Below are 24279 nucleotides of genomic sequence, written 5' to 3'. Positions count from 1 at the left end.
ACACTACCATTTTTTATGTCCTTATGTGTTAATTTTCATTTTTTGATAAACTCACCTGTTGAAGTAACGAAATTACGAAATGATGTATTCCATGTAGTAGCGGTGTTCCCCTTCGCCAAACTCATCGAATCTTGTTTCTTTAATCGCGAATCCCATTTTTTCATAAAGCCTGATGGCTGCTTTATTTTCGGTGTTGACCGTTAAGCACACTTTATGAAATTGATCTTGTTTTAAAATGGGTAAAATATCTTGTAGAAATAATTTACCAATTCCTTTTCCTTGTTGGTCGGATCGGACATAAAACCCGAAAATATAGGCTTTATGGACATCATGGTAGTCTCGCAATATTTCGCAAATGGCAACCGGCCGATCATCAAGATCCTGCCAGTATTGAAGAAGCTTTCCATAACGTGCCAGCGGAATCAATGTTTGTTCATCCACGGCTCCCATTCCCGGAAATGCATCCTTCTCCAACTCCATCATCATTCTTAGTTGTTCAGGATTTAGTGAAGACGCCACTTCGACATAATAGGATTTGTTCATTGTTTCCATGCTGCTTTCCCCCTTGTTTTCGGCTCATATTTCATTTCATCTAACGGCCATATTGGCCTTGGAATATGGCGATATGAAAGATGCGTTAAACGGTTGGATGCCACCCCCGGCGCATCTACATAAATCACCTGGCTGATAATAGGGTCAAAAGCGGCCCGGAAATGATTTTTTGCTTTTAATCCGAGAATTCGCTTCGCCCCCGGCTCTAATCCGATATGGCGGAACATTTCCGGATCGTTTGCTGACATCGGCCTGCCGATCAGCAAAATATCCATAAAGCCCACACGTATATGTGCTGCCCCTTTTAAATCCACCCTTAAATGCTGATTGAACGGTCCGGAATTATGAAAGATCCCATCCGATATAGCCATAACCTTTGCGTCAACAACAACCGGCGCTCCGAATTCTGGTGATATTTTTCCGCCAAGGGACAAGGTTACTTGGTTTCCCACTCCCGCTTGACGGCACTTCTCAATCGAGACTGGATCATACAATCCGCCAAATAGCGTGTCAGGGAGGTTCAGCTCAATCATTTCTCTCAGCAGTTCAGTTGTGTCCCCGCTGCCGCAGCTTAACGGATTGTCTGAGATATCCGCAAGGGCAATCGGCTTGTCAGCCTTCATTGACAAAGCTAAATCCAGCGCTTCCTTAACATTAGGCAAATCCATTAAAAACTCTTCTCTTACTTCCCAATATCGAGAAGCCATTGTTCGGGCTGTTTCCCTGCCTTTTTCCGGATTCAGAGCCACAACGAGAATACTTGCACCCGCGATAGGAATATCGGAATACGGGAAGCCGCCAAATACGGACACGTTGTAAATTCCTTCCTCTTCTTCGGCTTGTTTTGCCCATTCCATCATTTTCTGCATCGGGCCTTCTGCCGTCCTCATATTGATCGAGGGCAGGATCATCGGCAACTTTTCAAACGCTGCGTAAAAGACTGCTCCTTCTTTCAATTGTTTCAGCAAAGCCTCTGCCGCATGTATGCCTTGCTCGTACATATCCACATGTGGATACGTTTTGAAGCCAAAATGAAGCGGCGTGTATTCTATCATTTTTTCACTTAAATTGGCGTGCATATCAAGGGTTGTCGCGATCGGGACATCTTGCCCGATAAGCTCGCGGATTTTTCCGAGCAAATGCGCTTCCGGATCAAATAGGTGCTCCGCCACCATTGCCCCATGAAGGGCCAGCAATAAACCGTCCAGCCTGCCAGCCTCCCGGATCGTTCGAAGCATTTGCTCTTCAATGATGGCATACGCTTCTCTTGAAACAACACCGGAAGGGACTGCTGCCGCACAAACCAGAGGTACAATCTCGATATCATCGTGCTGGTTTAACACATCTAGGAATCCGCCGACTTCGGTTTTTGTACCATGATAGGCATCAAAGATCTCATCGCCAATAAAGTATCCTTCATTGCGAAACTGTTCCAATTCCGTTTTCATCGGGCTAAAACTATGGGATTCATGGTAAAAGAACGCAATCCCGATACGAGCTTTTCGCATACTCTCCTCCTTTTCCGTCAAATTTCGGCTGGATATTAATAGTTGGTATAGATCGACTTCCACTCTGTCATCACATCAAATGCATGATGGGAAACTTCACGATGGCCGTTGCCGGACATTTTCATGCCGCCAAAAGCGACGCCCATTTCTGCGTTCGATGTTCCGTTATTGATATAGACAAGGCCGCTGACTGCTTCCCTTGCAGCCCGATTCGCATAGTGAAGGCTCTCCGTATAGATAGCAGTAGATAAACCATAAATGGTACCGTTATTGATTTCCATTGCCTCTTCATATGAATCTGCTTCAATGATTGCAAGAACAGGTCCAAAAATTTCCTCCTGTGCAATGACATCGTTTGGCCGGACATTTTCGATAATCGTAGGTTCATAGTAAAAACCACCCAATTCCTCCGCACGCTTTCCGCCTAAGACGATGTTCCCGCCTTGGTCTACTGCTTTTTTCACATAGTTTTCCACAGTGTGAAGCTGGGCCTCATTCACAAGCGGACCAATTTGGTTCCCTTCTTCAAGGCCGTTTCCAATTTTCATAGCCTTTGTTAATTGCACAATTTTTGCTAGCAGTTCCTCTTTGACCTGCTTTTCAACAATAACCCGGCTAGCCGCTGTACAACGCTGGCCAGTCGTCGTAAACGCAGATTTTACAATCCCGTCTGCGGCTTTGTCGAGATCCGCATCTTTAAGGACAATCACTGCATTTTTCCCGCCCAGTTCCAAAGAAATCCGTTTTAATGTTTTGCAGCTCATTTCGGCAAGCTGCTGGCCAACCTCTGTTGAGCCCGTAAACGAAATGATTTTCACGTCGGGATGCTCGGCGAGCCTCCGCCCAACTGTCCTGCCTGAACCAGTAATCAAGTTGACGACACCATCCGGCAATCCGGCTTCAGCCAATATTTCTACAAAAATCTTTGCCGATAAGGCCACTTCGGAAGCCGGCTTCCAAACAACCGTATTTCCGGCAATTAAAGCGGAAAAGATTTTATAGGAAGCTAGTGATACCGGGAAGTTCCAAGGTGTAATACATGCGGCCACTCCAAGCGGTTCACGGACCATTCTTACGTTCCTTCCCGGAAAACCTGCAGGGACTGTCTCACCAAAGAGACGACGGCCTTCTCCTGCCATATATTGAGCCGTAGCAATGACTACTCCTACTTCTCCTAAAGATTCAGCCAGCACTTTGCCCATTTCCATTGTCATTACACGAGCCAATTCTTCTTTGCGTATATCAAACAGCTGGGCGGCTTTTAGTAAATAGGAGGCACGTTCCGGAACAGGAAGATCACGCCACATAGGATATGCCTTATGTGCGTATGCAACAGCTTCGTCTACTTGCCCGATTGTCGCCGCAGCGCAAATTCCAACCAGTTCCCCTGTAGCAGGATTTATACTTTCAAAATACGTCTGACCGGGTTCACTAACCCATTGCCCATTCATATAAAGATCGCCCTTAAGCATCTCTGATTTGATTTGGTTTGCCATATTCAAGACCTCCCTTTTGCTCTTAACTTGAAAAAGTACCGACTAGCTGCCCAAAATGACTTCTCTAGTTGCTTCTTCTAAAATAGACAATCCTTTGTCAAGCACCGCTTCCTGAATATTAAGTGGCAGCATTAACCGGATCGTTTGTCCGCTGACTCCGCAATTCATGATCAGCAGGCCTTTTTCCAATGCCTTTGCTTTAATCCTCGGTACATAGTTGGCAGCCGCTTCCTGATCAAATTCAATGCCGATAATCATGCCCAATCCCCTCACTTCGAGAATTCCCGGTAAATGCCCGATGGACTGTTGCAGACGGTTTACAATTTCAGCCCCTAACTTGGCACTTCTTTGCACTAATTCCTCTTCTTCGATTACCTCAATATTAGCCAGCGCAGCAGCACAAGAAATCGGATTTCCACCAAAGGTTGAACCATGACCTCCTGCAGGCCATTTTTCATGAAGCTCGCGGCTCGCTACAATGGCTCCAAGCGGCAGTCCACCAGAAAGGGCTTTTGCCAAAACTAAAATATCCGGAACCACATCGGCATGCTCGGCTGCAAACATTTTTCCCGTGCGACCGAATCCTGTTTGCACTTCGTCGAAAATCAACAGGATGCCATTGGTTTTCGTAATTTCCCTTAACTTCTGCAAAAAGCTTGGCGGTGCAGGATAGTAGCCTCCTTCGCCCATGACCGGCTCAATGATGATCGCGGCTACGCGGGAAGGATCCACTCTCAAGTCAAATACCTTTTGCAGCTGGTTCAAGCAATACTCTTCCACTTCTTCTTTCCGGATGTTTTTCAGCTGGCTTGGGTATGGATATGGAACATGGTACACTTCACCTAGTATCGGTTCATAATAACGGCGGTATTTCGAACTTGACGCTGTTATGGCCGTCGCCCCCATTGTACGGCCGTGGAAAGAACCTTCAAAAGCGATAACCGCTGGTCTGCCAGTAGCAGCCTTGGCCAATTTAAGCGCCCCATCAATAGCCTCGGCACCGGAATTGGAGAAAAAGACGGTATCCAAGTTTCCTGGTGTAATCTTGGCCAGTTTTTCGGCCAAATTCGCAGCCGTTTCATAATACCCGTAATTCAAACCAAGATGGATCAGAGACTCTGCTTGTTTTTTAATGGCCTCGACCATTTTTTCGTTCGTGTGGCCGACAGCATTGACAGCAACACCGGAAACAAAATCAATGTACTCTTCTCCGTCCGTTGTCCAAAATTTTGCGCCATGTGCTCGATCAACGACAAGCTCTGTTACTCTTGTCATTACCGGAGATAAATGCTTTCTTGCTTTCTCTTGGATTTCGTTCGTTTTACTTTGTAATTTCATATGTTTCATCCTTTCTTAATTTCTGCTCAAACAATGTTAATGCTTGATCTAATATTCTGACAATCTCATCTATTTCATGTTTCATGATTGTTAAAGGAGGGCTAATGATCAGATGTTCCCCATTCACACCGTCAATGGAGCCGGTACCTGGATAAAAAACGGCTCCAAGTTCCATGGCAATCGTATTAACCGTTTCAGCTGCTTTATCAGATGGTTTGAAAAGCACATCCTCCTCTCGGCTTTTCACCAATTCAATTCCGAGCAGGAGCCCTCTTCCCCGTACATCCGATATGCAAGAATGTCGTTCTTTTAACTCTAAAAGCCTTTCGAAAAGGTATGGGCCTTGTTCGTTGACATTTGCAAGCACGTTTTCACGTTCATATACGTCCAAGGCTGCAAGGCCAGTTGATACAGCAACAGGATGCCCGCTATAGGTGTACCCATGAAGAAATTTCCCATCGCTGTTATTGATCAGACCTTCGATGATTTTGTCATGAACAATCATGCCGGCCAGCGGCGCATAACCAGCTGATACTCCTTTGCCAAACGTGAGAATATCAGGTATGATGCCAAGCTGCTCTACAGCAAAGTTTGTTCCCGTCCGTCCAAATCCTGTCATCACTTCATCAATAATCAAGACGATGTCGTAACGGTCGCACAACTCCCTAACTTTTGCAAAATAACCAGGCGGCGGCGGAACAGCTCCTTGCTGACTGCCGACAATAGGCTCGGCGATAAAGGCCGATACATTTTCCGGTCCCAGCTCTAAAATGGTTCTTTCCAGATCTGTCACACAAGTCCAGTTTTGCTGTTTAAGGCAATCATCTGATTGGCGGCCATACGGACATCGATGACAGTAAGGAGAATAAACATGGGCATAGTTTAATAGATTCGGTGTATAGGCATGCCGTCTTTTTACATCCCCACCGGCCGATAACGAACCGATCGTGTTGCCATGGTATGATTGCCAGCGGCCGATCACCATATGTTTTTGCGGCCTGCCGGCATCCCGGTGATATTGCCTTGCTAGCTTCATGGCACTTTCATTTGCCTCAGAACCGCCTGTTGTAAAATAAACCTTGTTGACATTCTCCGGAGCCATTTTGCCAATTTTCTCAGCTAGCTGGTGCAAGCTTTGCGTTTCAAAACGCATTGTATGAACAAACGCAGCTTTTTTCGCTTGGTCTGCCATCGCTTCACCGATGGAAGCTATTCCGTGTCCGAGGTTGGCGGCAACAGCCCCGGAACAGGCATCCAAATATTTTTTTCCTGTATCATCAAAGAGGTATACGCCTTCACCGTGGGTTATGATCGGATATTCCTTTTTTAAATCGCGATGAAACACATAATCTTTTTCTACTCGGTCCATCTTTCCACCACCAACGCCATTCCTTGTCCGCCCGCTACACAAATCGTGGCAAGCCCAAATGTCAGTTTTTGTTTTTCAAGCTCGTGGCATAATGTTGTGACAATTCTTGCTCCGGAGCACCCGAGCGGATGCCCTAAAGCAATGGCCCCGCCATTTACATTCACATTTTCCCCTTTAATGCCCCATTCTTTTAAGCAGGCAAGGCTTTGCGCAGCAAATGCTTCATTTAATTCGATTAAATCGATATCCTCTAAGCGAAGCCCTGCTTTTTTCAAAGCGGCTTCGGATGCGGGAACAGGACCGATTCCCATGTCTTTTGGTGAAACCCCGACTACAGCAAAGGAGCGAATCCTTGCCATGGGCGTGACACCCAGCTGTTTCGCCTTTTCCTCTGACATGATTAGAAGCATTGAGGCTCCATCGTTTCGGCCAGAAGAATTTCCTGCTGTAACCGTTCCACCTTTTTTAAATGCTGGAGTTAAGGATGCCAATTTATCAAGATCTGTCAATCTTGGATGCTCATCAACAGCAAAATAGCGTGTTCCTTTTTTCCCCTCTTTTACCGGAACAGGGATGATTTCTTCTTCAAAAAGTCCCAAGTCAATGGCCCGTTTGGCTTTTTGCTGGCTTTTAAAGGCAAATTCATCCTGCTCTTGACGGCTGATATGATATTTTTCCGCCAGCCATTCTGCCGTTTCCCCCATCGTAAAATATCCATAAAGATCCTCAGGCTGGGATTTCGGCTGACTTTCAGTATTCGAGTCATACAGCATAACATTTCCCACCTTCAGGCCAAACCTGTTACCAACTGTATAATACGGCGCCTGGGACATACTTTCTACGCCTCCGGCTAAAACAACATCCGCCTGACCCGTTAAAATCGACATCGCTCCATTGATGACAGCCTGTAACCCTGAGCCGCATTGGCGGTGAACAGTATAAGCGGGAATCGATTCCGGAAAGCGCGCTTTTAGCGCTGCGACTCTTGCGATGTTTGGAGCGTGAGTACTCTGCTTTGTTTGACCAACAATCACTTCATCCACAATGGAGGCCCCGAAGCCTGCTGCGGATAGATTGTTTTTCATGACCAGGCAAACAAGCTCTTCCGGAGGCGTGTCTGACAGCGCTCCGCCAAATTTTCCAATCGCGGTTCGAAATGCATTTACAATGACAACCATTAAACTGTCACCTCGTTTGTACGTAAGGATTCCGCAATACGGAAAGGGGCATCTGTTTTTTGCCGGACTTCATCCAGAGAAATTCCGGGGGCAAGCTCGATCAGCTGCAATCCATCTTCCTCTACCGCAAAAACGGCCAAATCCGTAATAATCAAATCTACTTTGCGCTCCGATGTCATCGGATAAGTCAGTTCCTTTACAAGTTTTGGTTCTCCTTTATCTGTCACATGCATGGTGGTGACAATCACCTTTTTGGATCCTTCCAATAAATCCATGGCTCCGCCGACACCAAGAACACTTTTTCCTGGTACCGCCCAGTTGGCGATCCGCCCTTTGGCATCGATTTGCAATACGCCAAGAATCGAAACAGTCACATGGCCGCCACGAATCATCGCGAAGGATGAAGCACTATCAAAGAAGGATGAACCTTCCTTAATGGTGACCGGTTTTTTCCCGGCATTAACAAGCTCTGGATCTAATTGATCCTGATCAGGGCTCGGACCGACGCCAAGAATGCCGTTTTCCGAGTGCAAAAAAACGCGTATGGATGGCGGAATGTGATCTGCCACCAGAGTAGGAATTCCAATGCCGAGGTTAACAATATCGCCATTCTTTAATTCCTTTGCCGCCCTTGCCGCAATATAATGTTTCACATTCATGCTAGTTGCCTCCTTTCACCACGATATAGTCAACATATAAATGGGGTGTTACGATTTCCTCTGGCGAAAGCTGGCCCACCTCTACGACGTCCTCCACCTCAGCAATAACTACCTCAGCAGCAGTAGCCATGATTGGATTGAAGTTTCTTGCCGATTTACTGTAAATGAGGTTTCCTAATTGATCCGCCTTTTTGGCTTTTATTAATGCAAAATCGGCTTTAATCGGCTCTTGAAGTACGTATTTTTTCCCGTTAAGAATGCGTTCTTCTTTATTTTCAGCAATTTTCGTCCCGACACTGACCGGAGTATAAAACCCGCCCAATCCGGCCCCGCCTGCCCGAATCGCTTCTGACATCGTCCCCTGTGGGATCAATTCCACCTCTAATTCCTTCTCTTGATAAGCCTGCACCACCTCAGGGTTGGATGTAAAATAGGACCCGATCGCTTTTTTCACCTGTTTTTGCCTTACCAGCATCCCGAGGCCTCGGCCCGGTTCTCCAAGATTATTGCTAATAATCTCTAAATCTTTTACATTTGCTTTTGCCAAGGCCTCAACTAACCCAAGAGGACAGCCGACAAGACCAAATCCTCCTACCATAATTCGTGAGCCGCTTTTAATCTTTTTCACAGCTTCCTCATATGAAATCAACTTGTTCATTCGTTTCCTTCCCCTCCCTTAGTTTCTATGGATGTAAACGTTCGGATATGTAAAAAACCGGGCATGGCATAAATCCCCCATAAAGAATGTGAGCAAAACGAACATTCTTTACAAGGTTTCTATGTCAGCCCGGTTTTAATAAGACCATGGAGAGAGGTCGTCTCACCACTTTATTATAACCAAACGCTATGTATTAATTTGTTTAATATTATCCCAGTAACGTTGCACCGCAGCCTGAAGGGCTACTATAATCGCTTGCTGGGAAGGAGCAAAGTAACATTTTTGAATTCTGTCAATCAGCGGTTCAATCCCGTCTTGGAGGCAATAGCCTATTAGCAGTTTTTGAAAATGCTTTTTGGTTAATTCTGTTACAAATGTATATTCTGCCGCAATAATCGTATGCTCTTTCGGATCTACTTCTAGTACGATTCCAGCATGCTTGAACATTTCATACATGGAAGTTCCTTGGGGAGCTTTGGCATAGCCTGTCACGATTACAGTATCCAATGTCTGCATGGCACCTTCATCACTCCTTCAAAAAACCACTGATTGTTTTCCTTATAATGCTATTATAGGAATCTTAGAAAACGCTGTCAATACAAGTTATACCAATTTTTCGAAAAATTTATTTTATTACAAATAATATTTTAGTTGCTTATTGTATTCAATCTGCATACATTTGAGCACCCTTAAACAAGAAGTGTTCTTTATTCAAATGCAGTATTAAATTATCAGCGAACTAATAATTTATTATTTTTATATAATTTTTTGGTTAATCAAGTAAGGAATTGTTCAATGAATATACTTTCCAGAATAATTTTAGTTTTTAAAAAAGGAAGCGAATATCTTTCGCTTCCAAACAATAAGTTCATTCTGTAGTCTGCATTGGATGTTTATGAAAATCCGCACTCAGGAATGATCATGCATATGGTGAGAATTTTTATCTATCCTATCTTTTCGCCAAATTTCCGGTGATCTTGAACAAACAAAATCCCTAGTTCATAGTGGTCCCCTTCAAATAATGCACGCTGTACAAAGCGAATTTCTCCCTTTGTATCAAGAACGTCCAGTTTGCAATGGGCCCGGTTTTTTTGCAATGCCTCGTAAAATGAGCTTTCATCACAAACAGCAAATCCATTGACTTTCGCGATGATTTCCCCGACTTGAAGTCCCATTTTTTCCGCAGGCGATTCAGGGATGATCCCAATAATCATCACTCCCTGGTTTTTTCGGGAAAAATAGGCAGGTAGACTTTCATCCTTTAAATAAGCCCTTAAAGCTAATAATTCACGCCCTATCATAGCGAGTGCCGCCGCGATAATTGCAACAAGCGGATGCCAATAGCCGACAGCGGAGATCATAGTGATCAGCACCCCAAATGTGATAACTTGTCTCCCATGACGAACAATCGCCTCTTTAGGTAGAACTCCTTTAATTTGCTGATGAAAGCCGATCGCAAATGGAACTAGAATGAGCGAATATTCTTTAGTCCCGACATGGAACACCGGCCACCAATCAAAAGGAAGGTGAAGGGCAGATCCAGGAATCAGCAAAAACAGCGGTAGCATCCAAAGGCGCTTCACTTCATGGGCGCCGACACTTTGGCCGCGCTTACTTTTGACCAGCTTTGGCGAAGAACCTTTTCTGCCGTTCCCTACAATCAGAAGACCTTCTGCAATAAGCAGAAGTCCCAGAACAACAACAATGGATGGGTATACCTTTTCACTTGCAGAGTGTAAGGCTTTAGTAAATAAGGGAAGAGTCCATCCATTTTCAGCAAATAAAATGTACGTAAAAAATGCAGCACCAATCGTATATGCCGGTGACATCCAACGGACATTTGTGGTCAGGGACCAAAGAAAAGTAAATCCTGCAATGAAAACAATTGCGGCAAAAGGAACAGCAATCCCTGCTGCAATTGTAATGACTGACAGAACAAGTCCAATAAGAATGCCCGGCGGAAATAGCTGCCTGAGTTCAAAATAGGCATCCTTTGCCCGTACATGAAAGTTTCTCCGCTCGCGTTTGACTCTCATAACGCCCAATATTCCCGAAAGGAAAACGAGATAGTATAAAACAGGATGAAGAAATATCTTGCCTGTTCCTTTTAACAGCTCAACAAGCCATATTTGCACCACTTCCTGCCACCTCTCTCTAGTAAAATTTCTCGTATTCTCAAAATCCCTTAAAGATTATTTTACCAAAACCGCACAATAAAACCTATTGCTAGTTTATAGAAATAATTAAAAAGTTGCTTAAAGTCTAACCAATTTAAAAAGGTTACAAATTTCGGCATTCTCCAAAATCCTGCTGTTTTATATCCTGCCTCAAAAAAAGCAGCACCCTTCTATAAGGAGAGTACTGCTTACTAAGCTATATCTTATTGAGCGGCCAGACGCAGTGCTGTTTGCAGCTGCAGATCGTTTTTCTCATCTTTCATGGCTTGAACGGCTGCTTCTTCCAGTTTGTCAGCGGTCTTTGTATCAATGATTCCTGTTGGTTTTAAATCATTTTGCTGCTGGAAGCCTTTAACGGCAACAGTCGTTTCAGTGCTGAAATAGCCATCTGTTCTTCCAGGGGCATACCCAAGTCCTGCTAAAATTTCCTGTGCATTCTTTACCTGCTCATCGTTCATGTCCTCTTTAAGCGGCTTGGCGGTTTGCACCGGATGGGTAGAGAAAATTGCTGGTTGTTTAATTGGTACATCCGGCTTGATTCCCTTTTTATGAATCCAATTTCCATCTGGCGTCAGCCATTTAAATAAGGTCAATTTAATATTACTGCCGTCCCCCATTGGCAGGGCCTGCTGTACTGTCCCTTTGCCAAATGTTGTTTCGCCGACCAGCTTATAGCCATCGGCCTCCTGTAGTGCCCCGGCCAAGATTTCCGAAGCGGATGCACTGCCTTTGTTTACAAGAACAACAACCGGATAATCTTTTTTCTTAGTGATAGATGAAAAAAGATACTGTTTTTTGCCATCGCGCTGTTCAATTTGCACATAGGGCTTCGTTTTCGGAACGAATTCTTTGAGAATATCCCCTACACTATCCAAAAAGCCTCCGGGATTGCCGCGGACATCAAGGATTAGCCCTTTAATATGATCACTTTCCAGCTTCTTTAATTCCTTTTTGAAATCTTCAGCGGTGTTTTCAGAAAAAGAAGTAATGTCAATATAGCCAATTTTTTTCCCATCATAGTTTTTAATAGATGAATGGACGGTTTCCAGCGGAATCTCGTCCCGTTTCACCTTAATCGTTATCGGGTCTTTTAGACCTTTACGGCCAATTAATAGGGTTACAGTCGTCCCTTTCTTGCCGCGGATTTTTGCTGTTGCCTGATTAAGATCAAGCCCGTCAACACTTTGACCATTTACTTTTAAAATTTCATCATTTGGTTTAATCCCCGCTTTTTCTGCAGGGGAATTTTTAAATGGTGAAATAATCACGATTTTTCCATCTACTTTGCCTACTTCAGCACCAATTCCTTCGAAGGAAGATTCTAGCGTTTGCGTAAATTGTTCCGCCGTTTCTTTATCCATATAAACGGAATATGGATCTTTTAAAACGGCGAGCATTCCCTGGATAGCCCCTTCAGCGAGCTTGTTATGGTCTACTTTTTCTACATAACGGTCTAAGATGAGATGATATGCCTGCCATACTTTATCAAGATCTTTTATCTCCGATTGCGTTTTTTCATCGGTACTCTGCCGGCCTTGTGCAGGCAGGGATATTTGATGATTTTTATTAAATAGCTGCATCCCGGCATAAGTGCCACCTGCTCCGGTCAGAAGCGAGCCCGCCATTAACAGGGCAATCATTTTACGATTCATGTGAGTCCTCCTCAAGTTACAGCCTGTCTTATTGAGCAATCAAATTTCGGTCCGATTATTAACTTATATGTGAGGGGTGGACAAGTTATGAGTAAATCTAGGAGTAAACAAAATAAAAAGGAAGAAGCAAAAATGCTCCTCCCTAATAATGATTGCTTTCGCAATTAAACTTTTAAAAACTTTCGAATGGACATGACACTGCCCCAAACACCGATGATTGCTCCCATTAACAGCAAAATGCCGGAAAGCTGATACACAAATGGGTTAAATGGCAGTATTTCAATAAACGAACCTGTAAGTTTTGGATTGATATAATCAAAAGCACGATAGTAAGCGATGGAAATCAGAATGATTGGTAAGATGGAACCGAGAATTCCTAGCCATAAGCCCTCAAGGAAAAATGGCCAGCGAATAAAACTATTGGTTGCCCCAACCAGCCTCATAATCTTAATTTCTCTTCGTCTGGCAATAATCGTGATTTTAATAGTATTGGAGATTAAGAAAATAGCCGTGAAAAATAAGCCAAGAATTAATACAATCCCCACATTCCGGCTGGCCTTAATAAAGCTGAACATTTTTTCCACTGTGCCCTTGCCATATCGAACTTTGCCTACATAATTTAATTTTTGGATTTTATTAGCAGCTTTCATCGTATCCGTTGGATTTGCCGTTTTCACGATAAACACATCATTTAGCGGATTATCCTGCTGGAACAGATTAAAGGTCTTCCCTTCTTCTCCCATGCTCTTGACCAAGTTTTTTAATTCCTGCTCTTTGGATGAAAAAGTGATGCTTTTCACCTCAGGGATCGCTTCAATCTCTTTCTGTAATGTTTGCTCCTGCTGCTTACCAGTAGCTACATCAATATAAACGCGTATGGATACGTCATCTTCAATCGTTTGTGCTACTCGATTGAGGTTCATCATAATCGCAAAAAAGACCCCAACTAAGATAAGGGTTACAGTCACGGCGCTGACAGAAGCGAACGTCATCCAGCCATTTCTCGTAAGACTTTTTAAACTTTCGAGGGTATGGCGGCCAAGTGTTCTAATTTTCATAACCGTACTCACCCCTTTGCTCATCACGAACAATTTTTCCGCCTTCAATGGCGATGACACGATGCTTTAATGTGTTGACAATATCTTTGTTATGCGTTGCCATTACCACCGTAGTTCCTCTTGCATTAATCTCTTCAAAGATTTTAACGATTTCCCATGATGTATCCGGATCAAGGTTCCCCGTAGGTTCATCCGCAATAACCACCCGCGGTGAATTCACGATCGAACGGGCAATGGAAACACGCTGTTGTTCACCGCCAGAAAGCTCTGATGGAAACATTCTCGCTTTATTCTTTAAACCAACAAGGTCAAGTACTTCCATCACTCTTTTTTGAATGAACTTAGGCTGTGCTTCAATGACTTCCAAGGCAAATGCGACATTTTCATAGACAGTCAAAGTTGGCAGAAGTTTAAAATCTTGAAAGACCACGCCAAGATTGCGGCGAAAAATCGGCACCTTTTTCGTCTTTAATTTCGCCAGATTAACGCCATTCATTGTGATCGTTCCGGAAGTCGGGACCTCCTCACGGTACATCATTTTAATAAACGTTGACTTTCCTGCACCACTTGGGCCAACGACATAAACAAATTCCCCCTGATTAATTCGGACATTAATCCCATTAATAGCATTAACACCATTTGGGTACTGTTTATATACTCCTTGCATTTCTATCATTAAGATCACCTAATAGTTTTGTCGATTCTTTTCGACAGTAATTTGCAAAACTAAACAAATCGAACATAGTTTTACATGATACTATTATACCATCCATAATTCACCGAAAATATTACAGTTTCTTTTCATCATCGTAAAAGAAGGAAGTAAATCGGGCTTTTCTACATAAAAAAGGACTCTGTAGTTTGTACAGAGCACTTTTTTCGATTATTTTTTTGCTGCAAGCCATGTCGCCACTTTATGGGCGTCAGAACCGGAAATTAGACCAGCAGGCATACCGCCTTGTTTACCATTTTTAATGATGTCCAATATTTGGTCTTTCGATAATTGGGAACCAATCTTTGTTAAGTTTGGTCCAACTCCACCCTTAAGATCGCCACCGTGGCAGCTTGCACAATGCGCTTGGAAAATCTTATCAGCATCTCCGCCTTGAGCTGTATTTTGAGTGGTCGGCTTCGTTTCTTTCTTCGGAGCTTCTTTGCTTTTATCGGTGCTAGTGCTTCCGCCACAAGCAGTAAGTCCCATTACTAATGAAGTTCCTAATAATAGTGTAAACAGCTTTTTTTTCAATGATAGCCCTCCTTAAGAAATTTATTCCACTAATGATTTAGTATACCAGTATTATGCGTGTTTGAAACCTTCTCCAAGCACTTCAGCCGCGTCCATAACGACAACAAATGCAGATGGATCAATCGTTTTTACTAATTGTTTCAGTTTCGTGAATTCGGTTTGATCTACCACACACATTAATACCGGCCTTTCATGATCGGTAAAACCGCCGTATGCTGATAATTTTGTCACCCCTCGGTCAATTTTATGCAATATTCCTTCACGTACTTCTTCTTGTTTATTGGTAATAATCATGGCCATTTTCGAACGCCCAAAACCTACTTGAATGAAATCAATCGTTTTGCTTGTAACATATAGACCGATGATGGCATATAAAGCCTTTTCAATATCAAACACAACCGCTGCCGTTAGAACGATCAATCCATCAATCATAACCACACATCTTCCCAATGTGAAGCCTGTATATTTATGAATAATTTGTGCAGCTAAGTCTGTTCCTCCTGTAGAGGCATTTCCCCTAAAAACAATCCCAAGTCCAAGGCCAACCCCGATCCCGCCAAAAATGGAGGCAAGTAATGCATTATGAGTCCATGGATCAAAATCCTTTGTTAAAAAAACAACAAACGGCAGAAAAACCGTGCCTACTAATGTTTTAATCCCGAATTGTTTACCCAGCAAGACAACCCCGGCAATAAATAATGGAATGTTAAAGGCCCACTGAACATATGCAGGTTCCCATCCAAATACTGCTTGCAAAATGGTACTAATTCCGCTGACTCCTCCGGAAGCAATGCGGTTTGGCAGTAAGAACACATTAAAGGCCACGGCAATAATGGCCGAACCAATTATCACTAATATATAATCGGTTACTTTTCTTACTTTGGGATTAGTTGCTGTTAAATTACTAAATTTATTCATGATGTCCGACCCCTCTATAAAATGAAGTTAATCTAACCGAAAGTGAGTATAGCATGGGTAAATAATGGTGTAAATAACAGTGATTCTGACACGATAAAAGATTAAAATTTTTATTAGCTTTCCCAAAGAGAATGGGTTTCATCTATAATAGGAGGCTTAGGCGGAAAATCGACATAAATCATGGTTTATCAAGAAGTATTCATGTTATAATCTGTAAAAAAGGAGGTGAGTTTGTGTGGAACAAATATTGAAGCAATTGATGGATCATATGGACAAACAGTTCGCGGTAGTCCATCAGCGGCTTGAGAATGTTGACCAACAACTCTACGGAATTAATCAGCGGCTCGATAAACTGGACAATAGCATCCAATCTTTAGAAGAAACCGTTCAAAATAATGCGGTTGAATTTCGTAGTTATTTTCAACGGGTTGAAGATAAACTAGACCGGCATGACAAAATGTTTACATTTCTTCATGAAGCCATTAATATTCACGTTCCTAATAAAAAATTGCCTTTTAGATTTAAAAAAGACTAGTCCCCTTTTTTGCCGCACCAAACCTTCAGCAAACCGCAACGATTGGCAAAAACACCCTAAAAATAGCCTTTGCCAAATCAAGCGGCAAAGGCTATATAAACGATTATGAAATTCTTGAACGCAAATAGGCATTGATAAACAGATCCAATTCCCCGTCCATGACGGCCTGAACATTTCCGGTCTCAACATTTGTGCGATGGTCTTTCACCATAGAATATGGGTGAAAAACGTAAGATCGGATTTGACTTCCCCAGCCGATCTCCTTCTGTTCTCCGCGAATTTCTGCAAGTGCCTTTTCTTTCTCTTCTACTTCACGTTGATAAAGCTTTGATTTTAACATATTCATTGCCCGTTCACGGTTTTGAATTTGCGAGCGCTCTGTCTGACAGGATACTACGATGCCTGTCGGAATGTGCGTGATCCGGACGGCCGATTCTGTTTTATTAATATGCTGTCCTCCGGCACCGCTCGAACGATACGTATCAATTCGTAAATCTTCCGTGCGGATTTCAATTTCAATCTCCTCATTAAATTCCGGCATCACATCACAAGAAACAAATGATGTATGTCGTCGGCCTGAAGCATCAAAAGGAGAAATCCGTACCAAGCGGTGAACCCCTTTTTCAGCCTTTAAATAACCGTAGGCATTATGCCCTTTAATGGCAAGCGTTACGCTCTTAATTCCGGCTTCATCTCCAGGAAGATAATCCAGTGTTTCCACTTTAAAGCCTTTCTTTTCCGCCCAACGAGTGTACATTCTAAGTAGCATTGATCCCCAATCCTGTGACTCAGTCCCACCGGCACCTGGATGAAGCTCCAAGATGGCGTTATTTTTATCATATTCTTCACTTAATAGGAGTTGCAGTTCAAACTGGTTTAGCCTGTCCATCAACTTCCCGATCTCTTCTTCAAGCTCTGCCTGAAGTTCCGCATCACTTTCTTCTTTTACCAGTTCATAGGTCACTTCTAGATTTTCATAGGACTCATTCAGTTCATAAAACTCACGGACTTGATCCTTCAAGCCATTTGCCTCGCTAATGACTTTTTGAGCTTTGTCCTGGTCATTCCAAAAATCAGGCTGAAGCATAATATCCTCAAGCTCGGCAATTCTAGCTTCTTTATTTTCGAGGTCAAAGAGACCCCCTAAAGTCCGCTAATTTCTTAGCTGTTATTTCAAGTGCATTGCGAATTTCCGCTAATTCCATTTTGTTCACCTCTATAATAAATAAAAATCATTTCCTACTGTGCAGTATATTCATTAATGATTGTCAGTACTAACCCATTATAACGTGAGAATCGTCCAAATATCAAAAGTTGTGAAAGATGATTTTTATCATATGAAGAATTATAATAAAACGATGACACATTTTGCTTCCTTTCTAACAATATTGGCACAGTAAGATGAGAAATGGTAAGATGGAAAATGAATTCGTGTATTTAAATAAGGATTCGGTTCCACTTTTTTATTATGGAAATAAAGGAGCGTTCACCATATGATGGGGATTTTAAATAAAGTATTTGATATAAACAAACGAGAGCTGAAGAGGCTGGATAAAATGGCTGGACAAATTGAAGCTCTGGCACCGGAAATGGAAAAGCTGTCAGACGAACAGCTCAGAAAGAAAACAGAAGAATTCAAAACCCGTTATCAAAATGGAGAAACATTAGATGATTTGCTGACCGAAGCATTTGCTGTTGTCCGTGAAGGGGCACGCCGTGTGCTTGGTCTTTATCCATATCATGTACAGCTAATGGGCGGCATTGCTTTGCATGAAGGGAACATCGCCGAAATGAAAACCGGTGAAGGTAAAACATTAACCTCAACAATGCCGGTTTATCTAAATGCACTTGCCGGCCGCGGCGTGCATGTTGTGACCGTCAACGAATATCTGGCCAGCCGGGATGCCGCCGAAATGGGCCAGCTCTATGAATTTCTGGGCTTAACCGTCGGTTTAAATTTAAACAGCATGGATAGCGCGGAAAAGCAGGCAGCCTATGCCGCGGATATTACGTATGGGACAAACAATGAATTCGGCTTCGATTATTTAAGGGATAACATGGTCCTATATAAGGAACAAAAGGTTCAGCGTCCGCTTTATTTTGCCGTCGTCGACGAAGTGGATTCCATCTTGATCGACGAAGCCAGGACACCGCTGATCATCTCAGGTTCTGCACAAAAGTCCACAACTCTTTATATTCAAGCAAATGCGTTTGTTCGAACATTAACGAAGGACACCGATTATACGTATGATGAAAAAACAAAAGCTGTCATGTTGACGGAAGAAGGAATCAGCAAAGCCGAAAAAGCCTTCGGTATTGAAAACCTGTTCGACATTTCACACGTAACTTTAAACCATCATATTAATCAGGCATTAAAGGCTATTGTTACGATGCATCGGGATGTTGATTATGTTGTACAAGACAGTGAAATTGTCATCGTTGACCAGTTTACCGGCCGTCTGATGAAAGGCCGCCGTTACAGTGAAGGGCTGCATCAGGCAATTGAGGCGAAAGAAGGCGTCGAAATCCAAAATGAAAGCATGACGATGGCGACGATTACGTTCCAAAACTATTTCCGGATGTATGAAAAATTAGCTGGGATGACCGGTACAGCGAAAACGGAAGAAGAAGAGTTTCGCAACATTTACAATATGAATGTTGTGGTCATTCCAACAAACAAACCGGTCATCCGTGATGACCGCCCAGATTTAATTTACGCTTCAATGGAAGGTAAATTCCGTGCTGTAGTAGAGGATATTGCTGAGCGCCATCAAAAAGGACAGCCTGTTCTTGTCGGTACCGTAGCCATTGAAACATCAGAACTTATTTCGAAAATGCTATTAAAAAAAGGCATACGCCACAATGTCTTGAATGCGAAAAACCATGCACGTGAAGCGGAAATTATCGCTGAAGCCGGGCAGAAGGGCGCAGTGACCATCGCCACAAACATGGCCGGCCGCGGTACAGACATTAAGCTGGGCGAAGGTGTTAAGGAGCTTGGCGGTCTAGCCGTTATTGGTACGGAGCGTCACGAGAGCCGCAGGATTGATAATCAGTTGCGCGGACGCTCCGGACGGCAAGGGGATCCTGGCGTTACCCAGTTCTATTTATCCATGGAAGATGAGTTAATGCGCCGCTTCGGTTCAGACAATATGAAGTCGATGATGCAACGGCTTGGCATGGATGATTCACAACCGATTCAGAGCAAAATGGTTTCACGGGCTGTTGAATCCGCACAGAAACGCGTGGAGGGCAATAACTTTGATGCCCGTAAACAATTACTGCAATATGACGATGTACTTCGCCAGCAGCGCGAAATTATTTATAAACAACGCGATGAAGTATTAGAATCTGAAAACTTGCGTGAAATTGTACAAAACATGATTTTACATTCGATTAAGCGCAATGTTGACATTCATACACCGCGCGATGAAGACGAAGAAGAATGGAATCTGAAAGGAATCATTGATTACGTTCATGCAAACCTTCTTCCGGAAGGTGACATCACCGAGGCAGATTTGCGTGGCAAAGAGCCGGAAGAAATGGTAGAAACGATTTTTACAAAAGTAAAGAAACGTTACGAAGAAAAAGAACAGCTTCTATATCCGGAACAAATGCGTGAATTTGAAAAGGTTGTAACCCTTCGTGCAGTCGATTCGAAATGGATTGATCACATTGATGCTATGGATCAGCTGCGCCAAGGAATTCACTTACGCGCATACGGACAAATCGACCCGCTTCGCGAATATCAACAAGAAGGCTTTGCCATGTTTGAAGCAATGATTGAAGCGATTGAAGATGAAACCGCCATGTACATCATGAAAGCGGAAATCCGCAACAACCTTGAACGCCAGGAAGTTGCCCAAGGACATGCGGTAAATCCGAAAGAAGATGGCGAGACTGTGAAGAAGAAACCGAAAGTGAACAAGCAAACAATAGGCCGCAACGATCCGTGCCCATGCGGTAGTGGCAAAAAGTACAAGAATTGTCATGGAGCGACGATGTAATCGCCAGCCCATTTACCTGAAAAAAGTACAGCAATGACTGCACTTTTTTCAGGTTTTTTGAACCACTCCATTTTATCGTAACTCGGAGAAACTTTATTAGGTTGAAGTTAATTGATCTTCATCTAAGTTTCTCTTTCCGGAACCATCGTTTACCTCAAAGAAAAAATGTAAAACCTTACATCAAAATAACGCCGTCCGATAAATCGGAACGGCGTTATTTTGATATTAATGTGCTTCGATTAAGCCATAACGACCGTCTTTACGTTTGTACACAACGTTTGTCCGGTTGGTGTCGGCATTCGTAAACACGTAGAAGCTATGACCTAGCAAGTTCATTTGCAAAATGGCTTCCTCGCTGTCCATCGGTTTAAGATCAAAGTGTTTTGTACGAACAACTTCCAGTTCATCATCATCATTTACTTCAGTATTTTCATAAGTTGTAAATGTCATAGGGATCGTACCTTTTTCCCTGAATTTCCGATTTACCTTTGTTTTGTGCTTGCGGATTTGGCGTTCAAGCTTATCTGTAATAAGGTCAATCGCCGCGTACATATCTGCATTCGTTTCTTCGGCACGGAGAACCAAATGAGGCAGCGGAATCGTAACCTCAACCTTTGAAGTTTTATCTTGATTGAATCTAAGATTCACATTTACATTCGCATCAGGTGATTCGTTAAAATAACGTTCCAGTTTAGAAATTTTCTTCTCTACATACTCTCTAATTGCTGGAGTTACCTCAATGTTTTCACCGCGTACGTTATATTTCATCTGTGTACTCCTCCTTTAATTAAGGCTACATACTTACATTTCTACTTTACCCTATGATTCTCCTGCTTAATCATGCAGAATTTTTTGTCAATTCATTTAAAAAACAACAAGAAAATAGTCACAAAGTTTTTGTAACTTTTGGTTACCCAATGTATTTAGGCGGGACAAATTTCCACTAATGTGCCTATGGAATACAGTAAATTGATGTTAAAGTGAAGGAGGATGCCCATCCAATGACACAAGAAGAGAGAAAACCGCTGGCCTGGCATGAAACATTAGAATTACATGAATTGGTTGCTTTTCAATCTAGCGGATTAATGAAGCTGAAAATGTCCCTTAACAAAGTAACCGATTCTGAGTTAAAGGAATTATACAGAAAATGCATTCATGATCTGGAAGGGAACATAAAAGAATTGCTGCGATTTTATCCATCAGCCCAAGGTTATCAATCTCGCGATGATGAAGTTCGTCAAGATATGGGCTTTTTTGCCGGGGATCTGCTTGGCCTATCAAAAACTTTAGTCCGTAACCTTGCCGGAGCCATTACGGAAACAGCCACACCATCCTTAAGAAAAACATTAACTAATCAATTAATCGGAGCTATAAACGGGCATGAACGAGTCTTTCATTATATGCATAAGCATGGCTATTATCCTGCTTATGACCTCGGACACCTTCTCGGTCATGACATGGAAATGGCTCAAAAAGCCTTGAAAATGTAATAAAGTCAATTGTCAGGCACCGCACATGCGGTGCCTGACACCATTCGTGGACATTTGTCTTTCTCCAGTGGACAACTTGAACAAAAGCTTATCTGGCCAGTGTTATGGATTGGACACTGGCTGCACCTGCTTCTTTTAAAAGCTTAGCGGCATGGCGCAGGGTTGATCCTGTTGTGTAAATATCATCGATTAGTACTACTTTTTTCTCCTGTAATTGGACAGATGGTGTTAATTGGAATACTTGGAGCAGGTGAATTCGCTCGGTTCTTGATTTTTTGGACTGTTTTTCGGAATGAATACGGGTGAGAATTTCCGTTGCAGGAAGGCCTGTTTCACTTAGAAGAGCAGCTGCTTGATTGAAACCTCGTTCATATAAACGCTCTTTACTTAAGGGGATCGGAACATAAAAGTCTGCTTTGATTTCATCCAACTTGTTTCTGAAAAATTCTACGAATATCTTTGCAAGTACATAATCACCGCGAAACTTAAATCGGGCAATCACCTCTTTTAAAAATTCGTTATACAAGAATAAAGAATGGTTTTTATCCAGCAAGCCCTTCCAATGCTCATCTTTCTCCCAGCGAAAGCAATCATGGCACAAATCTCCATCACGAAACTTTTCATCCAAACGAGCAAACGGCCGGCAGCAAATCCGGCATGTTTCTCCTATAATAGTTTCAAACTTTGATTGGCAAGGGGGACAAATATACGAGGCCTTTTCCTTTGAAAAAATCGCCTTCCAACCAATCGTTGGGCGGATGGGCTCATGACAAACAAAGCAATAATCCTGTGGAAATAGATCCATTTCATCCATCACCTTCATATAAACATTTAAATATCAATCAATCCCCGTTTAATCCCCTCCCGGTTCATGGCCTTAATTTGACGTTTTGCCCTTAGCATCTCCTTCGTTTTACCATAGTGAAAAAAAGTTACGGTCCCTTCCGGATAATCTTTGCTTCTCCCTGCTCTTCCGGCAATTTGCACAAGTGCACTTTCGGTAAAAATCGCATCCTCAGCCCCCACTACTGCGACATCGATATTCGGAAATGTTACTCCCCTCTCAAGGATTGTTGTGGTAAGTAGCAGCGGTATTTCTTTGGCGCGCATCTTTTGCACCTTTTCTTTTCTATCGGGATCCTCTGCATGAACCGCTTCAATATTAGGAACAAACTGCCGCAAAATGGCCAGAGCTTTGTCCATTAGTGGGATATGAGGAAAAAAAACTAAAGCTTGCTTGCTGATATCGATACGGTGTTTTACCCATTGAAGAACATTTCCCGGCAGTTTGTTTTTTACGAGCAATTTTCTCCAGTTGCCACACCAGCTGAACTCTGGCACTGGGAGGGGATGGCGGTGGAAGCGGGCAGGAATGGTGGTGTAAGGCCTTTTGCCACTACGGCATTCCAGCTGCCATTTTTTATTCGGAGTTGCCGTTAAATAGATCATAGCAGACTCCGGTTTACGCGCTTGGATCACAGCATACCGAAGGGATTCCTCAACTGTATAAGGGAAGGCGTCGACTTCATCCAAAATAATCGAATCGAAAGCATGGTAAAAACGGAGCAGCTGATGGGTGGTCGCAATGGTCAGTGGTGTATAAAGGTGACGGTCTTCACTGCCACCATAAAGTGAGGCGATCGGTACTCCAGGAAAAACTGCTTTCAGCCGGGGTGTCAATTCAACCACAACGTCAGTTCTTGGGGTGGCGATGCAAATTCGCTTTCTTGCTAATAATGCTGCTTCTATTCCGGCAAACAATACTTCTGTTTTCCCAGCTCCGCACACAGCCCAAACTAAGTGCTCCTGATTTTGTAATATTGCTTCTACAACATGTTGGGAGGCAACCATTTGGCCTTCAGAGAGTGTTCCATTCCATCTCAATAGTTGGCGGGAGAGATTGGTGTCAGGCACCGGACCATTCCAGCCGATGAGCGGTGTGCATTCGCTAACTCTTCCCATCATAAGGCAGCGGCGGCAATAAAGACAGATTTCCCCGCACCGGGCACATGGAAATGAAGCAAACCGTTTGCGCTCTTTGTTGCCGCATCTGATGCAAACAGGCTTTTTGCCGAGATACTCAATTCCTTTTCGATAGGTAATATATCCGTTTTCGTAATGGGATTGTATTTCTTCCAGCGAATGGGGAATATCATCCAGGAGAAGCTGTTTACCGGTAAGGAGATGCTGTAAGTTATGATTGTATGGGAAGCTATGGTTTACGGGTGGCTGTGGAATACTTGGAACTTTTGTGATAGGCACGGATTCTTCCAGATGAAAACTTGGGATTAATTGATCATTCTTTACAATAAAACGCATACAATCACCTTCTTTAAAACCAAGATCCTAGTTATAATCTCACCCCCTCTTTTTTTAAAAATTTCTACATTTGATGCAGGATTTCCTGTCATTTTGTCGAATTTTTTTCTTATAACTTA

At 43.0% G+C, this 24279-nt stretch carries 22 protein-coding genes; 3 read left to right on the top strand and 19 right to left on the bottom strand.

Annotation, left to right across the window (positions count from 1 at the left end):
• Nucleotides 1-72 precede the first annotated feature (72 nt).
• The 15 genes from BFU02S_RS08075 to BFU02S_RS08005 all read right to left on the bottom strand — a co-directional run bounded on the left by BFU02S_RS08075 (nt 73) and on the right by BFU02S_RS08005 (nt 15809).
• Nucleotides 73-552, bottom strand: coding sequence for a GNAT family N-acetyltransferase (locus BFU02S_RS08075; RefSeq protein ID WP_066368946.1), 480 nt, complete (start codon nt 550-552; stop codon nt 73-75).
• A complete protein-coding gene (locus BFU02S_RS08070; protein ID WP_066368945.1) occupies nt 540-2060 on the bottom strand; it encodes a M81 family metallopeptidase in 1521 nt (506 codons plus the stop codon). The genes BFU02S_RS08075 and BFU02S_RS08070 overlap by 13 nt, the downstream gene beginning before the upstream one ends.
• Nucleotides 2061-2095: 35 nt before the next feature.
• Nucleotides 2096-3556 carry an aldehyde dehydrogenase family protein gene (locus tag BFU02S_RS08065; RefSeq protein WP_066368938.1) on the bottom strand — a complete coding sequence of 487 codons (1461 nt, stop codon included), beginning with the start codon at nt 3554-3556 and terminating at the stop codon, nt 2096-2098.
• Between the two features lie 42 nt (nt 3557-3598).
• A complete protein-coding gene (locus tag BFU02S_RS08060; protein ID WP_066368936.1) occupies nt 3599-4894 on the bottom strand; it encodes an aminotransferase class III-fold pyridoxal phosphate-dependent enzyme in 1296 nt (431 codons plus the stop codon).
• Complete coding sequence (locus BFU02S_RS08055; protein WP_066368933.1) at nt 4878-6263, bottom strand: aspartate aminotransferase family protein; 1386 nt, start codon at nt 6261-6263, stop codon at nt 4878-4880. Before BFU02S_RS08055 ends, BFU02S_RS08060 begins: the two co-directional genes overlap by 17 nt.
• Nucleotides 6251-7441, bottom strand: a complete 1191-nt coding sequence (locus BFU02S_RS08050) for a thiolase family protein (RefSeq protein WP_066368931.1) — start codon at nt 7439-7441, stop codon at nt 6251-6253. The genes BFU02S_RS08055 and BFU02S_RS08050 overlap by 13 nt, the downstream gene beginning before the upstream one ends.
• Nucleotides 7441-8100 (bottom strand): 3-oxoacid CoA-transferase subunit B, encoded by a 660-nt coding sequence (locus BFU02S_RS08045; protein WP_066368929.1) that lies wholly within the window; start codon nt 8098-8100, stop codon nt 7441-7443. The genes BFU02S_RS08050 and BFU02S_RS08045 overlap by 1 nt, the downstream gene beginning before the upstream one ends.
• 1 nt (nt 8101) lies before the next feature.
• Nucleotides 8102-8758: a CoA transferase subunit A gene (locus BFU02S_RS08040; protein ID WP_066368927.1), complete on the bottom strand. Its 657-nt coding sequence runs from the start codon at nt 8756-8758 to the stop codon at nt 8102-8104.
• Nucleotides 8759-8944: 186 nt separating this feature from the next.
• The gene (locus tag BFU02S_RS08035) at nt 8945-9274 is read right to left on the bottom strand and encodes a DUF3870 domain-containing protein (protein ID WP_066368925.1); all 330 of its coding nucleotides are present in this window, start codon (nt 9272-9274) and stop codon (nt 8945-8947) included.
• A gap of 428 nt (nt 9275-9702) precedes the next feature.
• The gene (locus BFU02S_RS08030) at nt 9703-10896 is read right to left on the bottom strand and encodes a PDZ domain-containing protein (protein WP_066368922.1); all 1194 of its coding nucleotides are present in this window, start codon (nt 10894-10896) and stop codon (nt 9703-9705) included.
• A gap of 242 nt (nt 10897-11138) precedes the next feature.
• Nucleotides 11139-12587: a S41 family peptidase gene (locus tag BFU02S_RS08025; protein WP_066368919.1), complete on the bottom strand. Its 1449-nt coding sequence runs from the start codon at nt 12585-12587 to the stop codon at nt 11139-11141.
• 164 nt (nt 12588-12751) lie between these two features.
• Nucleotides 12752-13645, bottom strand: a complete 894-nt coding sequence (ftsX, locus tag BFU02S_RS08020) for a permease-like cell division protein FtsX (RefSeq protein WP_066368916.1) — start codon at nt 13643-13645, stop codon at nt 12752-12754.
• Complete coding sequence (gene ftsE, locus BFU02S_RS08015; protein WP_066368915.1) at nt 13635-14321, bottom strand: cell division ATP-binding protein FtsE; 687 nt, start codon at nt 14319-14321, stop codon at nt 13635-13637. Before ftsE ends, ftsX begins: the two co-directional genes overlap by 11 nt.
• 207 nt (nt 14322-14528) lie before the next feature.
• The gene (cccB, locus tag BFU02S_RS08010) at nt 14529-14891 is read right to left on the bottom strand and encodes a cytochrome c551 (protein ID WP_066368912.1); all 363 of its coding nucleotides are present in this window, start codon (nt 14889-14891) and stop codon (nt 14529-14531) included.
• Between the two features lie 51 nt (nt 14892-14942).
• The gene (locus BFU02S_RS08005; RefSeq protein ID WP_066368910.1) at nt 14943-15809 is read right to left on the bottom strand and encodes a YitT family protein; all 867 of its coding nucleotides are present in this window, start codon (nt 15807-15809) and stop codon (nt 14943-14945) included.
• A gap of 235 nt (nt 15810-16044) precedes the next feature.
• Between BFU02S_RS08005 and BFU02S_RS08000 the strand changes: the two genes are divergently transcribed.
• Nucleotides 16045-16344 (top strand): hypothetical protein, encoded by a 300-nt coding sequence (locus BFU02S_RS08000; protein WP_066368907.1) that lies wholly within the window; start codon nt 16045-16047, stop codon nt 16342-16344.
• A gap of 103 nt (nt 16345-16447) precedes the next feature.
• Here the strand turns inward: BFU02S_RS08000 and prfB are convergent.
• Nucleotides 16448-17549, bottom strand: a protein-coding gene (gene prfB, locus BFU02S_RS07995; RefSeq protein WP_157075879.1) for a peptide chain release factor 2 whose coding sequence is annotated in 2 segments (ribosomal slippage) — nt 16448-17476 and nt 17478-17549 — 1101 coding nt in all. Because the reading frame shifts where the segments join, the coding sequence is not laid out codon by codon here.
• Nucleotides 17550-17837: 288 nt separating this feature from the next.
• Here prfB and secA point away from each other — a divergent pair.
• Nucleotides 17838-20351, top strand: coding sequence for a preprotein translocase subunit SecA (secA, locus tag BFU02S_RS07990; RefSeq protein WP_066368902.1), 2514 nt, complete (start codon nt 17838-17840; stop codon nt 20349-20351).
• Between the two features lie 225 nt (nt 20352-20576).
• On the opposite strand, the gene hpf is transcribed toward secA, so the two are convergent.
• A complete protein-coding gene (gene hpf / locus BFU02S_RS07985) occupies nt 20577-21119 on the bottom strand; it encodes a ribosome hibernation-promoting factor, HPF/YfiA family (protein WP_066368900.1) in 543 nt (180 codons plus the stop codon).
• A gap of 233 nt (nt 21120-21352) precedes the next feature.
• On the opposite strand from hpf, the gene BFU02S_RS07980 reads away from it, so the two are divergent.
• Nucleotides 21353-21841 carry a spore coat protein gene (locus tag BFU02S_RS07980; RefSeq protein ID WP_066368898.1) on the top strand — a complete coding sequence of 163 codons (489 nt, stop codon included), beginning with the start codon at nt 21353-21355 and terminating at the stop codon, nt 21839-21841.
• A gap of 88 nt (nt 21842-21929) precedes the next feature.
• Here the strand turns inward: BFU02S_RS07980 and BFU02S_RS07975 are convergent, their stop codons facing one another.
• Nucleotides 21930-22646: a ComFC family protein gene (locus BFU02S_RS07975; RefSeq protein ID WP_066368947.1), complete on the bottom strand. Its 717-nt coding sequence runs from the start codon at nt 22644-22646 to the stop codon at nt 21930-21932.
• Between the two features lie 26 nt (nt 22647-22672).
• A complete protein-coding gene (locus BFU02S_RS07970) occupies nt 22673-24160 on the bottom strand; it encodes an ATP-dependent helicase ComFA (protein ID WP_066368896.1) in 1488 nt (495 codons plus the stop codon).
• Nucleotides 24161-24279 lie beyond the last annotated feature (119 nt).

The organism is Neobacillus fumarioli NBRC 102428 (assembly GCF_001591485.1).
Lineage (GTDB): Bacteria > Bacillota > Bacilli > Bacillales > Cytobacillaceae > Neobacillus > Neobacillus fumarioli.
This window is presented reverse-complemented; position numbering and strand designations above follow the sequence as displayed.

Excerpts from the sequence above, each read along its gene's own strand:
- secA (WP_066368902.1), top strand. The coding sequence starts at position 17,838 with ATGATGGGGATTTTAAATAAAGTATTTGATATAAACAAACGAGAGCTG.
- BFU02S_RS08070 (WP_066368945.1), bottom strand. The coding sequence starts at position 2,060 with ATGCGAAAAGCTCGTATCGGGATTGCGTTCTTTTACCATGAATCCCAT.
- BFU02S_RS08045 (WP_066368929.1), bottom strand. The coding sequence starts at position 8,100 with ATGAATGTGAAACATTATATTGCGGCAAGGGCGGCAAAGGAATTAAAG.
- BFU02S_RS07975 (WP_066368947.1), bottom strand. The coding sequence starts at position 22,646 with ATGGATCTATTTCCACAGGATTATTGCTTTGTTTGTCATGAGCCCATC.
- BFU02S_RS08050 (WP_066368931.1), bottom strand. The coding sequence starts at position 7,441 with ATGGTTGTCATTGTAAATGCATTTCGAACCGCGATTGGAAAATTTGGC.
- BFU02S_RS08035 (WP_066368925.1), bottom strand. The coding sequence starts at position 9,274 with ATGCAGACATTGGATACTGTAATCGTGACAGGCTATGCCAAAGCTCCC.
- BFU02S_RS08060 (WP_066368936.1), bottom strand. The coding sequence starts at position 4,894 with ATGAAATTACAAAGTAAAACGAACGAAATCCAAGAGAAAGCAAGAAAG.
- BFU02S_RS08075 (WP_066368946.1), bottom strand. The coding sequence starts at position 552 with ATGGAAACAATGAACAAATCCTATTATGTCGAAGTGGCGTCTTCACTA.
- BFU02S_RS08055 (WP_066368933.1), bottom strand. The coding sequence starts at position 6,263 with ATGGACCGAGTAGAAAAAGATTATGTGTTTCATCGCGATTTAAAAAAG.
- BFU02S_RS08065 (WP_066368938.1), bottom strand. The coding sequence starts at position 3,556 with ATGGCAAACCAAATCAAATCAGAGATGCTTAAGGGCGATCTTTATATG.
- BFU02S_RS08025 (WP_066368919.1), bottom strand. The coding sequence starts at position 12,587 with ATGAATCGTAAAATGATTGCCCTGTTAATGGCGGGCTCGCTTCTGACC.
- ftsE (WP_066368915.1), bottom strand. The coding sequence starts at position 14,321 with ATGATAGAAATGCAAGGAGTATATAAACAGTACCCAAATGGTGTTAAT.
- hpf (WP_066368900.1), bottom strand. The coding sequence starts at position 21,119 with ATGAAATATAACGTACGCGGTGAAAACATTGAGGTAACTCCAGCAATT.
- BFU02S_RS07980 (WP_066368898.1), top strand. The coding sequence starts at position 21,353 with ATGACACAAGAAGAGAGAAAACCGCTGGCCTGGCATGAAACATTAGAA.
- BFU02S_RS08040 (WP_066368927.1), bottom strand. The coding sequence starts at position 8,758 with ATGAACAAGTTGATTTCATATGAGGAAGCTGTGAAAAAGATTAAAAGC.
- BFU02S_RS07970 (WP_066368896.1), bottom strand. The coding sequence starts at position 24,160 with ATGCGTTTTATTGTAAAGAATGATCAATTAATCCCAAGTTTTCATCTG.
- ftsX (WP_066368916.1), bottom strand. The coding sequence starts at position 13,645 with ATGAAAATTAGAACACTTGGCCGCCATACCCTCGAAAGTTTAAAAAGT.
- BFU02S_RS08005 (WP_066368910.1), bottom strand. The coding sequence starts at position 15,809 with ATGAATAAATTTAGTAATTTAACAGCAACTAATCCCAAAGTAAGAAAA.